Here is a 13,847-nt window from a genome sequence, read left to right on the forward strand (position 1 = left end):
CGTCTTCTTGTGTAGAGTGGATTTAATGATGAACCAGCGTTAAACCGCTTGGTAAAGCATCACCGAAGACGCGTTTTGATTCGCTTTCTGAAAGCTCTTTCACTTCTTTAACTAGTGATACCCAAGATTCGGGCACTTTACTTTGTTTCAGCTTCGTTAGAACTTGCTCTCGGTAATCGTCAGAAATATCAAACAGGCGGTCACCCGTCTTACGACAAATCATTACGGCTGCGAACGCGATCATTGGCTCTTTCTGCCAGTTCTGCTCTAACAACTTAGGCAACCACTGTTCTGCTTGTTCACGAGGAATGACGTTGTGCTGGCTGCCATAAAGTGGTATGCGAGAAGCCAAACGTCCCATCGCCCACCAGTGCGCTTGTTCAAACTGGTTTTGGTTGATCGCTTTACTCAAGAACCACGTTGCCAAAAGAACTTTATCTTCCACTTCTAGATGCTCTAGAGAGGCTGAAAGACGCACCATGGATTCGTAACCCATGTCTTGTGCCGCTTTGGCGGATTGTGGGTTTTTCATCGCCCCGGGATGCAGATATTTTGCGATGTCTGCCAAAATGGTTTCTTGTTGTTCTTGGCTTAGACCGCCCGCGATACGTCGCCAGAATACCCACCAGTCTGTCCAGCCTTGATGGTTTTTGAACTGAATATTTTGTTGATACAGTCCCCAAACTTGCTCAATACGCCAAGAGTCTGTTGGATCGCCAAAGCCCGGACGCAGTGCAAAGCCAGCCAAACGAAGCCAGTTTTTCTCATGTTGTTCAGAGCGACGACGACGCTTACGACCTTGTGCAAAAGTATCGAAAAGTTGACGGAGTGTGGTGAAGTCCCATTCGTCACGTTTGCCGAGCTTCTTCTCAAGATCTTTGGCTAAGGTTTTGATCTCTTTGCCTTCTGCGCTTTTCTTATTACCGCTGTAAAGGCGAGCGATCAGCTCCTTACATTCGTTCAGTTTAGGGTGAAGCTTAACTTGTTCACTGTCGTCGGTTTGCTTGTTACGGACTTCGAATTCCAGCTCCCAACGTTTGTTGTCGTCTTCTGCGCTGACACATTCCATCTTAAGTGTGCCGACTTCGGTCAACTGACACGCCAGTTGTACTTCTACGCGCTCTTTCTGGTTGGCTTGCAGTTCGGCACCTTCACCTTCAAGGGTGGTGATATAAGGCGGTAGCGGAGCAAACAAGTCTGGGTCAACATCAACCATCACGCCATTTTGAATGGCGGTGTTATTGGTTAAGGTATCGTGGGTAGAAGTCAGCAGGTTAAAGCGGACTGGCTCTCCAAGAGTGAGCGAGAAACGACGACCGCTTAAACGGATCTCATGGCCTTCTTCTGTTCCTTTTGCAAGTAAACAGAGGGCTTTACCCATTTTGTTTTTTTCTTGAAGATGCAAGAAGTAAGAACGCGCTACACCACCACCAATTTTCAGTTGTGCGCCACGACGTGCTTTACCAAATGCTACAGCACCTAATGCAACAGACCAATCTGGATGTGGGTTATCTAATACCGTAACTGGTGCACCGCGCCAGTCAGAAAGTAGGGCGGTGACACGTTCAGTCACCAGATCACTGTTAAACACGCCTCCGTTCAACAACACGCCAACTGGAATCGCGTTTTGTTTATCGTCTTCAATGCCAAGAGCGGCACGAGCGACTTGCTGGTGCTGAGTTAAGAACTCGGCAACGTGCTTGCTCACCGCTGGGTCAGCAACGTATGGAAGGCCAAACTCGACAACCGCGCTGCGGCGTTTGTCTGGTACGTCACTGAAATCAGAAAGCGGGAAGAAGCCATCTAATGCGATTTGGTGCACTTCTTGTTTGCTTAGAGAAATGCTCTTTGTGCCCCCAAGTAGCTTAGAGCCGCTACCTAACATGGTGATCTTCACTTCGTCAGGTGCGCTCGCTGAAAGCAGGTTCTCTTTCGCTTTACGCGTTTGCTGAATCAGCTTAGTCAGGCTTGCTGCAGTGAGTTTCTTACTTTGTTCCCCTTTATTCTGAGAAAGGCGGCTTTCAGCAAGGTGCGCTAACGCTAAGTCGAGGTTATCGCCCCCTAGCATTAAGTGTTCACCAACGCCAATACGATCAAGGGCTAGCTCATCTTGAGAAGAGAAACTTGCTTCAATCAAGCTTAAGTCGGTGGTACCACCGCCCACATCGCACACCAGAATCAGCGGTAACTCTTTGAGTTCATCAGCTGCGGTTTTCTGATGGCGTGCGTACCAGTCGTAACATACGGCTTGTGGCTCTTCGAGCAGGACGATTTTCTTTAAACCTGCCAACTCAGCGGCTTCAAGCGTGAGCTTACGAGCGGTTTCATCGAACGATGCTGGAACGGTCACAACCACATCTTGGTCTTCTAGCTTGTTGCTAGGATGACGGTAGTTCCATGCTTGACGAATGTGGTTGAGGTAGCTTGCGCTGGCAATGACGGGTGAAACTTTATCCACGTCTTGCGCACCAGCCCAAGGAAGAATGTCTGAGCTACGATCCACTGCTTGGTGCGATAGCCAGCTTTTTGCACTGGATACCTGACGTCCTTCCACCTTCGCGCCTAATTCACGAGCCCATTCACCAACGATGACATTGTTAATGTCGCCAGCAACAGGTTCGTTGTCCCAAGGAAGAGTGAGGTCAGAAGAGGAGATTTGACCTACAGCTGGATGATAGCGGAAAGAGGGCAGAAGTGGTTTACGAACGACTTCGCCCGGACCAATCAGTTGGTCGATGTCAAATAGGGATACTTCGGATTGTTCAAGGTTGTCGGTGATTTCACAGTAGGCCACCACAGTGTTTGTGGTGCCGAGGTCAATACCAACAAGGAAACGAGGAGATGCCATACAAACCAAACCTTCGTGTATTTAAAAACGGCACCCGATTGGATGCCGTTTGACTTCTAATTATTGTTCTTCGTTTGAGTCACTTTTCGCGTCTTCGCGCACATCGAACTCAACATGCCATTTTTGCCCGTTATCAGCGGCAATGGCTTCTAAGTAAAGCGTACCAAGCTCTGTTACGCGAGAAGCTAGGGTAACTGGAACCACTTCACCTTCACGACGACCTTCTGATACAGGCAGCGTTACTTGGATTTCTGGTAGCTCTTCAAGCTCTTCTGGTGCCCAGTAGTCAAGGTGAGTACCTGCTAGGTCGTCACGACGAACGGTTGAGCCGAAGAATTGGAAGTTAACTGGCTGGCCGATGATCAAACCAAACTCTTGGCTTGGTACGTCAACGCTTGAGCCTTCTTCCATACCAAATGGTGCTACACACAGTGCTTCCATTGGAGGTGCCATGCCCGGAATCGCAGGCATCGCACTTTCGATACCCACGTAGTACGCCGAAGCAATACCGCCGCGGATACGAACGCCTTGACCACGACGCACAGAGCCGTAGTAAGCCGCACCGCTAGCAACCGCAAGGTCTAGATCCACACCTGTTAGGCGTTTCGCCATTTCTGCGTCTGCTTCAATTAGCCATTCGTTGATCGTGTCTTCTAGACGAGTGGCTAGAAGTTTTGATTTCAGCACACCACCGTTGAATAGGATTGCTGTTGGCTTGATGAAGTCAGCCGATTGCGCTGCATCCGCGCCAGGCATACCTGGCATGTTTGCAAATGGGTTGAAATCTTGAGCTTGCGCTGATTCACCACCGCTTTGCGCGTGTGCTTGCTTAGACAAGAACGCTGCAATGTGACGAGTAATACCCGCATCTTGTGCGTAAGGCAGACCCATTTGTGTTAGTGCGCCACGGTTACGTTGAACAGGGTGGTCCGTAATCGCAACTTGAGGGAAGAAGCCGTCAACCAATGTTTGTTGTACTTCTTCTTGAGTCAGTTCTGTCTTCAACGTTGCGCCAAGCAGTTTAGAACCGCGGCTTGGTACCACGATTGGTACTGACTGAAGTTCGCTGTCGTTCAATAGCGCTTCTTTCGCGTCACGACATGCGTGCGTCATCGCCTGAACTTGCCACGGCTGTAGCTCTTTGCCTTCTTGCGCTAGCTTCATCTTCAAGCGGTACGCAAGTGCAAGGTCCATGTTGTCACCGCCAAGTAGGATATGTTCACCTACCGCGATGCGGTTCAAAGTTAGGTTGCCGTCGTCTTCAGTTACTTCAACCAAAGAAAGGTCAGTTGTACCACCCCCGATATCGACCACAAGCACGATGTCACCAACTTCAACTTCGTCGCGCCATTTGTCGTTGCTGTTATCAATCCAGTTGTAAAGTGCAGCTTGTGGCTCTTCTAGAAGCGTTAGGTGCACAAAACCAACGTTGCGTGCAGCTTCTGCAGTTAGATCACGGGCAGCAGGATCAAAAGAAGCAGGAACCGTAATGGTAACGTCTTGATCGGCAAGATTGTGATTTGGGTTTGCGTGATTCCAAGCATCTTTTAAGTGCTCAAGGTATAGCTCGGTTGCGCGAAGAGGGGATACTTTTTCCACTTCTTCTGGGCTACCCGCTGGTAGGAATGCGTCACGACGGTTTACACCACCGTGGCAAAGCCAAGATTTCGCACTTGCAACAAGACGAATTGGTGTTTTTGAACCTAGGTTACGCGCGATAGCACCAACCAGAGCTTTTGGCTCGCTCGACCACGGAAGAACGCGTGATTGCGGGTTCATTTCGTGTTCGTGTGGTTGGTATAGGAAAGAGCCTAATTGGCTACGAGTCTCTACCGTACCCGGCGCAGTCAGCTGCGGGATAGGCATTACTTCTACGCGAGTGTCTTCGTCGTGCGTATCAACAAAAGACATGACACAGTGTGTTGTACCTAAGTCGATACCAACACTGAATTTAGGCGTCTGTTGAATTTCAACAGACGCTTCTTGAGAATGGTTTTCTTGGTTCATGTGTTCCATTACAGCTCAACCTCGGCTGGAGCAATCACAGATGCATCGTAGTTTTCAGCCAGCTTAGGAAGGTTCATCGATGTTGCCTTCCAGCCTTTGTGCACTAACGTGCCTTGGAATGGCGCGCTGCCTGTCACGTTGCCAGTAAGGCGGATTTCTTGTGGGTTGAAGCCTTCTTCAACCGTAATACGAGTTTCTTCGTCTTCGTTGCGAACGTGCGCAAGTGTTACGTAATCGTTCAATACTTTCTGGCCACCAGTATGAATTACGCGAGCTGCTGCGCCGACTTCTTCATCAGAGAATGACGTTAGGTCTTCTTGTAGGAAGTCGATCAGACGAGCTTCTTGCTGCATGATAGAAAGCAGCTGCATTGCAGAGTCCGTTGATGCTGTTGCAAGTTTCGATTCAACTTCCACCACTTTTTCTACGACTTTCTCAACTTCAACGACTTTTTCTACTTCGACGATCTTCTCAACTGGCTTCTCAACTTCGACGATTTTCTCGACCGGTTTTTCTACGACTTTCTCAACCACTTTTGATTTGCGAGAGACCGCGACTAAAAGAAGCAAAACGCTCGATGCGGTTAGGCCAGCGTGAAGCATATCGAACGTTTGAGGAATTAGGTTCAAATCAATGTTCATGACGTTTTTTCTCTTTCTATTGATTATTGGTGCTCAGTATTGGCTCATATGTGTTCACTAAAACGATCGTCTTTGCGATCTTGCACCAAGTTTAGACATTAAAATGATGACGGATGGTAGCATATTCAAGGCTTAAGGCTGTAATAATTCGTGACTATACCGTACGAACAGCGTGAAAAATCGACGATCGGACTGCCCAGCATAGGTTGTTGCTTGATGTTTGTGCGTTGCTAACGCAGTATTTCAATAGATCCCGAAGTTTAACTTACGGAAGTATCAAAATTACGATATGACACAAAGCACCGCTCACAAGAGCGTTATCAAACGACATTCAGACTCTATTCTAGCTTTTGCAGCGACGTTGTGTGTCACTGCTGGTGTGGTCGGTGCTGCTTATACGATGCAGCAACGGTATACGCAGACGACGTTTGATACTTTAGCTGACCGACAAGCAGAATCACTGAAAGCGAACGTCGAAAATGATTTAAAGTTCATTGGTGCAGGTGCAAACTTTTTTCATGCGATTGAACGCACCTATTGGTCTTCGTTCCCAATGTATGCGGAACAAGTAATCAATAGCTCGCGAAGTTTAATTGGACTTCAATGGATGCAAAAAGTCGAATTCGAAGACCTTGATGAGCATATTTTAAAGACCCGTCAAACATTTCCTGATTTCCAACCGTTTACCGTTCCTAAAGATGGCCCCAAAACCTACGGGTACATTTTTGAACACAAAGAGCCAATTTTTATCGCATCGGATATTTATCCAAGAACACCAGAAAACCTTTCTCTACTAGGTTTCTATTTTTCACGTAAACGCTTCGATCTCATCTTGGATGATATATCCACAAATGGGCGAGCGAATGTCTCGGATAAAGTTCGCTTACTGCAAGATGGCTATGACAAGTCCATTCCTAAAACTGGGCTGCTAGTGTTCCATCCCGTGTTTGACTTCGAGAACCAACATTTATTAGGTGTAGTGACAGGGGTGATTCGAAGTACGGTTTACTTTGAGGATTTGATCACGAAAACCGCGACCGAGCTAGATATGTCGGTGCGCGTAGAAGACCTAGGCTTTGACGCAGCAGATGATCCCGTTCTCTTCCAAAGTTCAAACTGGGACAACATTCGAGGAACAGTTATAAGCCGTACCATTCAACTGCCTAATCGTGAGTGGCGGATTGATTTTAAACTTTCTGATGCCGTCTCTGCTTGGGAGCGTTCTATTTTAGCGGGCACGACATTAGCCGGGTTGGTAATCGCCTTCTTGATTAGTTGGATTGTGAATTTACAGTCACGAGAAAAAGAGCGCTTGGCGGTTATGTTAGAGCTTAAAACCGTCGAATTAAAAAGGATGGCTGAGCGTGACCCTCTAACTCAGTTACTCAATCGCCGAGCGTTTAACGATCATTTGCTTAGCCAGATAAACAAAGGTGTTAGCTTCGCATTGGTTGGTTTTGATATCGACCACTTCAAAGTTATCAATGACAAGCATGGTCATTTAGGGGGAGATGAAGCATTGCAGCATGTGACTAAGCTAGTCAGTGCGAATCTAAAACCTGGAGACCGATTTTATCGTGCTGGTGGTGATGAGTTCTGTATTATTTCTAAAGTCATTGATAAAGAAGCACTGGAAGCTTATCTGGAAAAGTTGCGGAGCATCGTGGCAAGTACGGCTTTTGACTATGGCGATGCTTCAATCATTTGCACGTTAAGTATCGGCGCGGCTGTCCATAAAGATGAAGATCCTGAAAGCTTGTATCACAAAATGGATAATCAACTTTATTTGAGTAAAAAAAACGGTCGTAACAATGTGTCGATTGGCGATTAAATGGGCGCGCAAATTCGAGTTTTACACCGTGTTACGGTAGAATCCCACGCTTTAAAATTTTATGTTAGGAATCAAGACAAACTATGAACCATAACCGTATTGTATGCTTCGATTTAGAAATGTGTTGCTGGAACGAAAATGGCGTCGGCAGCACGGGTGAAATTATCGAAGTTGGGTTGGCTGAAATAGATTTGTCTAGAGGCGAGATAGTCAAGCGAGCTCAATACTACGTAAAACCTGAACATGATGAAGTTTCGCTGTTTTGTGCCGAGCTAACAGGTATTACGCCACGTAAAATTGAAAAACAAGGACGCCCATTAGAAGAAGTGCTTAAATCCATGGTTAAGAACTTCGGTGGTCGTAACAAGATTTATGCATCATGGGGCCGAGATGACCTCATCCTGCTTGAAGAGTGTAAGCAAAAAGGTATTGAAGCGCCATTTACGGAGTTTATCAACTTAGCGACGCTTTATCGCATTCAAAATCGTCTTAAGGATAAGCGTATTGGTCACCGAGCCGCTCAAGAAGCAAAAGGCATTGATTGGGAAGGGCGCCAACATTCTGGTTATGTGGATGCGTACAATTTAGCTAAGCTCGCTCTGACTATGCTTTAATGGTCCGCTATAGATAGGCAAACTTGTAATCAAATCGTCATTCAACCATTGTCGTTTTGTCATGGAATCTGTTTAGTGTTGAGTTCGTCAAACACATTCATATCTTGACCAGTATTTTAATAACAATGTCGTTGGCTTATCGAAAAACGCGCGTAATGCGCGTTTTTTTGTGGCTATAGAACTCAATCTTCGCCATCATTTCACGGTAGACTTGAAATAGCTTGCGCGACTTACATGTTTACCTTGTTTCCTTACTGAGATTGCAACTTTGCTCGAATGAACTCACTGTGATCAACGTAGAGTAGTTCTGCTGTTTTGCGGATCACTGCATCTTCTAGTGGATCAATTTCGCCATCGGCATACGCCACTTCCCACATGCTTTTGATTAAGTTGTAGCGTGTTTCTTGAGTCAATTCTCTCAGTTGAGAAGTAAAATCGTACAGAGACGCGGAGTCTTTTATTTTCTGTTGCGCTTGATCTAACAAAGCATTTGATTCTTCTTCATTTAATGACAGAAGCTTCATCAATAATGAACGCTTTGTTTCTTGCTCTTTATCATCGACACTATGGTCTGCGCCAGATACTTCACACAGCAAACACGCGATAGCCATATTAGGGGAGAGTGTGTTGGTTTGACTTAAATCAGAGCCTTCAATGAGCTGTTTAAATAATGAGGTAAGAGAGTTAAACATATTGAACACCGAGCTATTGTTTATTTGGTTAACATGGTCATAAATACGGTAGATCTCAAGGTGTGGTATCAAATTTAGCACGCCGTTGACAGTTAAGAGTTTTGCTCATCTACCCAAATCCCTCGTACTTTTAAGTTCAGTCAAAATGACTTGCCTTCAAGAAAGGGCAAGTCATTTTGGGAGCGAGATTTAGCCTTCTGCACGAGTTGGTGGAAAATGTACCTCTTCACCATCGCTCGTTAGAATGCTAATTTGGCTCGGCTTTCCTTCGTCATCAAGACGTAGCTCACCAATGGCGCTGTGGTTAACTAAGCGATAAAAATTGTGCGTACTTGGTGCGCGTTTGTAGATCTTTAGCCGCTTACGTTTTGTAAACCAGTTTAAAGGCGAACGAGGGCTATATAGCAGTCTATCTAGACCATCACAAATATTGAGCAATTGGGTTGGGAACTGATTTTTAATCCCGCTACAGGTGATTTGATAGATATTCGGACTATTTTTTCGGTAGCGAAGTTTAATGTCGTATGCAAAAGAGTAGTGCACGTCGCCAGAGAGAATAACGAAATTGGTCGGCGTCTTAGTATGTGTAAAAATACTAATAAGCGTATTCGCACTTCCGGGGTGTGCCATCCAGTTTTCAGCATCGACCATTAATGGTTTACCAAGCATCGTTACTACTCGCTGCAGTGCTTCGATAAATTTCACTCCGAACATTGGCGCGGCAGAAACAATGATAACTTTGTCTTGATGAACAAGTTCTTGGTGGAACTCAATCATTGCTTCCCAGTCCATTAACCCAGAGGGCTTGTTCATTTTAGACTCAGAACGCCAGCGTCTGGTTCGCGTATCTAGCACGACAACTTTTGGCGTCGTCGGAATGGTGTAATGCCAATTCTCAAAGCGATACAAATATTGAATAAATGCATCTTGAGTTTGTGAGGAACGCTCGTTGAAAAAGCGTTGAGCGATACTCATAAACTCATCATTGAATTTTTCTGGCGCGTTTCCCCACCCTTGGCAGAGCCAGTAGGCAATCAGGCTGTTCCCGATAATACGTTTCGCAAAGGCGTTGCTGTACGCGGCTTGTTCCCAGCCTATGGTAAGGTTCCAATCGTCGGTGACATCGTGATCATCAAAGATCATGTAGGTTGGAATGTGAGCAAGTAGGCGTTGAACATTATCTAGACCTGAGACGAATTTATCTATTTGAGCTTTTTCTTCGCGCCATTGCTGTTGCCATTTGGGGTCGAGAGTTGCTCCGCCGACAGTAAATTCGTTTTCTAATAAGCGATCTGTCCGAATAAGCTTCCATAAGGTCGGAGACCAAACCAATAAGTACATTGCAAAGCATTCGGCAAAGCTTATTAGATGGTTTTCACACTCTTTGGCGCTGAATATTGGCGTCCCTCTGCGCGGGAAAAACGTACTCAGTAAACTGCCATCATTCACATAATGAGGCAACAATTTGTCCCGACCATAATAACAAGCTGAGTGCTGGTAGAGGGCATTGGTATTTTTTATCGGCGCTTGCTTGAATTCTTCGCCCGGTAAACCGAGTAGGGCAATGACTTGTTCGATGGCGTCCAGAGTAGGGCCTGCAACATGGTCTGCGTAGATTTGGTCACCACTCATGATGAGCATATCTGGTCTTTCTTCGATGGTTTGAGATGCGATTTTATGATCCGCAGCGACCAATGTATCTTTACTGAAGTGGTGAGGATTCCGGCACGAGCCATGCAGAACATAATCTGCTTTTTCGCTAATTAGGAACTCAACGCCCAAATTTGGGCTGTTATCTCGTTCATAAGTCAGATGAGGAAGCAGTTCCGTTACGGAGCCGTGTTGCGTTTGTATTTGATAGCGTAACGTTTGATGGGGCGGAAACTCGCCCTTTAATTGCAACAAACAGCACCACGCATTGAGACCGATTTGAAGCTGTTCTTTTTGCTCACTTAAGGGGGCTTGATGAAGGACGGAGGCGTTTTCATCCGTAATTTGCACCATACCCTCCAAGCGTTGGGTGGTGACCAGCCAAATATTGATTTCAGTTGCGGTCACTTTGCGCAAAATCGGACCTGCAACGATAAGAGGAAGTGAAGATGTTTCAGTCGTATTCATCAATGCTGGCAAAACGGCTCCTTATGTGTCAGCTTCTTCTTCTAATATTTCGATAACTTGTGAACTGCTAAGTTCATGTCCCATAAGGAATAAACCTAGCATAGCATCGGCTTTTGACGCGTTATCACTGTCTTCATCCAAAATCTGCTGAAGTCGCGTTCTGATTAGATCTATTTCGTGCTCGACGAAGCCGCGTCCCTCTTCGTCTCCCTGACCATCTTCTGGAGCATTATCAAAGTGCAAAAATAACATGTCACCCTCAAGTTGAGTCCCTATCAACCTTTCAGGCAGCCATGCTTCTCCCATCACAATGTCTGGGTCCGTGTCTGCGGGTAAATGATTCAAGGTAGAGATGAGTTCTGATGCTTTCACTTTTTACTTCATTATGTTTGATTTAGAACTAAGCTAGAGTTTTAAGAGCTTGTTACGATAGTAAAATATTCACAAATAAGCTCATCTAGTCGTGCAATATTAATATAATCTTGGGACTCAAACTGTCACGAGGATGACAACATTTGTCATTGTAACGGCTATCATCAGAAGAACATAAGCTTTAAATGGCAAATCATTGATGTTTGCCTGCTTCTCAACCAACATTTTTCGAACTCATGAAGAGATTAATTCTAACAACACTCACTTTGCCTTTAGCTGCGATGGCTTCTTCTGCGTATGGTGTAGAAGAGCAAACGTGGGGAATTGCAGCGATGTATCGCACTGCATCGATCCCGTTTTATACCGCCGATAATGACTCGACGGTGAGTACATTTGTACCAATGATGTTCTTTGAAAACGAGCATTTGTATATCAATGGCATTGAAGGCGGCGTTTTTCTGTATGACGAGAGTGATTCTGACTGGCGCGCGAGTGCGATTATGCGATTGAGATTTGTTGATATTCCCATGTCGCTACAAAATGCCAATGAAGGGGACAGAGTCGACTTCGGTGGTCAAGTTCGTTATAGCATTAACGACAACTGGCGCGCAGAAGTAGAATTAATGACGGACGATGAACTCCAGTTTCACTCTAATTATCGCCTTGCCGCTAATTATGCGTTTGGTGATTGGGAGTTAGAGCCATCTATCACGATTCGATACAAAGACGCTGACTTCAACAGTGAATATTATGCGTTTAAAGATGTTACTGGGGAAAGAATTGGAGCAGGACTTGACGCCAACCTCGGCATCAAAGCGCGTTATCATGTGACTTCCAACTTGTATTTATTGGGGGAAACGAGTGTCACTCGCTTAGATGATAATGCCTACAACAGCCAGCTTGTAGAAGACCGATATCAAGGTGAAGTGTTTGTCGGTTTTGGCTTTTTCAACGATAAAGGCAAAGCTCCGAAATCAGCACTGAGCAATAAACCATACCTACGTATCGCGCATGGTTGGGCGACGCCTTCAAATATTGGTGAAATATTTAGCTTTGAGAGAGAAAAAGACCCATACAACAATCAACTTACTTCACTGTTTTATGGGCACCCGCTAACGGACGAGTTGTTTGGTTTTCCTCTTGATATTTATTTAACGCCAGGTTTGGTTCATCACTGGTCGTCAAGTGTTCAGTCCGCGAGCACAGAATACGTGATGGCGATTAAGGCTTATTATACCGTTAATTGGCCAACGACTTGGCGATTTGGTGTTGCGGAAGGTATGTCATACGTCGACAACATTACCTACACCGAAGGAACCGAAATGGAAGACAAGGGTTATACACCAAGTAAGCTACTGAACTACTTAGACTTCTCGTTTGATGTAAATATAGGTGACTTATTCAACCAAAAAAACTGGGAAAATATGTGGGTGGGTTATTCATTGCATCACCGCTCAGCAATTTTCGAAAGTGCGTCCCAGTTTGGGCGCATTAAAGGCGGGAGCAACTACAATACCATTTACTTCCAGTTCGAGTTTTAGAGTATCGTAAGATGCATATAGGTCGGATTTGCAACTGACTTCTTTATCGCCCATTATGAGTAATGATGAATAATACAATGCTGCTTTCAACGCGAACCTTCGTGTATCGTGCCAAAGTTAAGGCTGTTTGTGATGCATCTGATGAATCGGATGGCATGAGCACCATGAGTATCGACTCCTCATTCAATATTCAAATTGAGGCGATAAACTGTACCAACGATGAATTTGCCAAGCGCTTTTTTGTCGTCCACGGGGAAGGACATTTAGAGGGTGATGAATGGTTAGTGTTGTACGTCAATTCTCTTGAGGTTGACGTTGGAGACGATCTCGAAATTCCGAGTGATGTCGCGTTTGATGCGATGATTGAGAATATGATAAACGAAGCCGAGCAGTCTTTGGAAAAGCTCTATCACGAAGCGCTACACAACTTAGAGAAAGTGAATCGCTCTGGGAGAAATAAGATAATTTCTAAACACGATTAGGGTATTTTGATCGACAAGGGATTGGCGCGAACCAATCCCTTGTTATTTACATTCTTCTATCTAGCTTGGCCAATTTACGCTATCGCTGCAAGTTGGCTCTGCGCTTCAGAAATGCCTTTCGCAGCGAAATCTTCACCCATGTTTAGCGCTTCCGCATAAACAAATTCCACATCAGTGATACCAACGAAACCTAGCACGGTACGCAGGTATGGTGTGACGTTGTCTGTTGGTGAATCTTTATGGATACCACCGCGAGTCGTGATGACAATCGCTTTCTTACCTTCGATCAGGCCTTGAACGCCGTTTTCAGTGTATTTGAATGTCACGCCAGCACGAGCAATCAAATCAATCCAGTTTTTAAGCTGAGTTGGAATTGTAAAGTTATACATTGGTGCGGCAATAACCAAAGTGTCTGCGGCTTTTACTTCTTCAATAAGGGTATCCGACAGTTCGACAACCGCTTGTTGTTCTTGTGAAAGATCTTCCGTTGCGCGAAGTGCAGTGGCAACGGCGAAGTCCAAAACTGGTAATGGGTTTGCAGCCAAATCACGGACAGTTAGCTTGTCTTGGTCTACATTTTTGATGAAGTCTTCAACCAGTTTGTTTGATTGAGAGTAATCGCCAAGGATGCTTGATTTTAGAGCTAGTACACGAGACATAATGGTTATTCCTTAAATAAGTGCTTTTGACTATGGGAGCCA

At 45.4% G+C, this 13,847-nt stretch carries 11 protein-coding genes; 4 read left to right on the plus strand and 7 right to left on the minus strand.

Translation table 11 applies throughout. The features are described from left to right. Positions 1-22: 22 nt before the first annotated feature. The 3 genes from F7Y48_RS18500 to F7Y48_RS18510 are packed head-to-tail and all read right to left on the minus strand — an operon-like array spanning position 23 to position 5,496. Positions 23-2,848: an Hsp70 family protein gene (locus F7Y48_RS18500; protein ID WP_316685229.1), complete on the minus strand. Its 2,826-nt coding sequence runs from the start codon at positions 2,846-2,848 to the stop codon at positions 23-25. 60 nt (positions 2,849-2,908) lie between these two features. Beyond that, positions 2,909-4,864, minus strand: a complete 1,956-nt coding sequence (locus F7Y48_RS18505) for an Hsp70 family protein (protein ID WP_316685230.1) — start codon at positions 4,862-4,864, stop codon at positions 2,909-2,911. Beyond that, complete coding sequence (locus tag F7Y48_RS18510; protein ID WP_005394205.1) at positions 4,864-5,496, minus strand: DUF2760 domain-containing protein; 633 nt, start codon at positions 5,494-5,496, stop codon at positions 4,864-4,866. Before F7Y48_RS18510 ends, F7Y48_RS18505 begins: the two co-directional genes overlap by 1 nt. A 289-nt stretch (positions 5,497-5,785) precedes the next feature. Between F7Y48_RS18510 and F7Y48_RS18515 the strand changes: the two genes are divergently transcribed. Then, positions 5,786-7,327, plus strand: a complete 1,542-nt coding sequence (locus tag F7Y48_RS18515) for a sensor domain-containing diguanylate cyclase (protein ID WP_316685231.1) — start codon at positions 5,786-5,788, stop codon at positions 7,325-7,327. Positions 7,328-7,410: 83 nt separating this feature from the next. Then, positions 7,411-7,941, plus strand: a complete 531-nt coding sequence (locus F7Y48_RS18520) for a 3'-5' exonuclease (RefSeq protein WP_005394213.1) — start codon at positions 7,411-7,413, stop codon at positions 7,939-7,941. Positions 7,942-8,192: 251 nt separating this feature from the next. Here the strand turns inward: F7Y48_RS18520 and F7Y48_RS18525 are convergent, their stop codons facing one another. The 3 genes from F7Y48_RS18525 to F7Y48_RS18535 all read right to left on the minus strand — a co-directional run bounded on the left by F7Y48_RS18525 (position 8,193) and on the right by F7Y48_RS18535 (position 11,123). Then, on the minus strand, positions 8,193-8,633 hold the full coding sequence (locus tag F7Y48_RS18525; RefSeq protein WP_258616524.1) for a TerB family tellurite resistance protein: 441 nt from the start codon (positions 8,631-8,633) through the stop codon (positions 8,193-8,195). Between the two features lie 189 nt (positions 8,634-8,822). Next, positions 8,823-10,763 carry an alkaline phosphatase D family protein gene (locus F7Y48_RS18530; RefSeq protein ID WP_316685232.1) on the minus strand — a complete coding sequence of 647 codons (1,941 nt, stop codon included), beginning with the start codon at positions 10,761-10,763 and terminating at the stop codon, positions 8,823-8,825. A gap of 9 nt (positions 10,764-10,772) precedes the next feature. After that, on the minus strand, positions 10,773-11,123 hold the full coding sequence (locus F7Y48_RS18535) for a hypothetical protein (protein WP_074191431.1): 351 nt from the start codon (positions 11,121-11,123) through the stop codon (positions 10,773-10,775). A gap of 236 nt (positions 11,124-11,359) precedes the next feature. On the opposite strand from F7Y48_RS18535, the gene F7Y48_RS18540 reads away from it, so the two are divergent. Then, positions 11,360-12,664 carry a MipA/OmpV family protein gene (locus F7Y48_RS18540; RefSeq protein WP_316685233.1) on the plus strand — a complete coding sequence of 435 codons (1,305 nt, stop codon included), beginning with the start codon at positions 11,360-11,362 and terminating at the stop codon, positions 12,662-12,664. A 65-nt stretch (positions 12,665-12,729) separates the two neighbouring features. Beyond that, on the plus strand, positions 12,730-13,146 hold the full coding sequence (locus F7Y48_RS18545) for a hypothetical protein (protein WP_240497970.1): 417 nt from the start codon (positions 12,730-12,732) through the stop codon (positions 13,144-13,146). 74 nt (positions 13,147-13,220) lie between these two features. On the opposite strand, the gene F7Y48_RS18550 is transcribed toward F7Y48_RS18545, so the two are convergent. Further along, entirely contained in the window at positions 13,221-13,805 is a 585-nt protein-coding gene (locus F7Y48_RS18550; RefSeq protein ID WP_046875241.1) for an FMN-dependent NADH-azoreductase, read from the minus strand. Positions 13,806-13,847: the final 42 nt, after the last annotated feature.

This window comes from Vibrio sp. 2-1-2a (assembly GCF_032648565.1).
Lineage (GTDB): Bacteria > Pseudomonadota > Gammaproteobacteria > Enterobacterales > Vibrionaceae > Vibrio > Vibrio diabolicus.

Coding starts and splice junctions, on each gene's coding strand:
- F7Y48_RS18500 (WP_316685229.1), bottom strand. CDS start 2,848: ATGGCATCTCCTCGTTTCCTTGTTGGTATTGACCTCGGCACCACAAAC.
- F7Y48_RS18505 (WP_316685230.1), bottom strand. CDS start 4,864: ATGGAACACATGAACCAAGAAAACCATTCTCAAGAAGCGTCTGTTGAA.
- F7Y48_RS18510 (WP_005394205.1), bottom strand. CDS start 5,496: ATGAACATTGATTTGAACCTAATTCCTCAAACGTTCGATATGCTTCAC.
- F7Y48_RS18515 (WP_316685231.1), top strand. CDS start 5,786: ATGACACAAAGCACCGCTCACAAGAGCGTTATCAAACGACATTCAGAC.
- F7Y48_RS18520 (WP_005394213.1), top strand. CDS start 7,411: ATGAACCATAACCGTATTGTATGCTTCGATTTAGAAATGTGTTGCTGG.
- F7Y48_RS18525 (WP_258616524.1), bottom strand. CDS start 8,633: ATGTTTAACTCTCTTACCTCATTATTTAAACAGCTCATTGAAGGCTCT.
- F7Y48_RS18540 (WP_316685233.1), top strand. CDS start 11,360: ATGAAGAGATTAATTCTAACAACACTCACTTTGCCTTTAGCTGCGATG.
- F7Y48_RS18545 (WP_240497970.1), top strand. CDS start 12,730: ATGAATAATACAATGCTGCTTTCAACGCGAACCTTCGTGTATCGTGCC.
- F7Y48_RS18550 (WP_046875241.1), bottom strand. CDS start 13,805: ATGTCTCGTGTACTAGCTCTAAAATCAAGCATCCTTGGCGATTACTCT.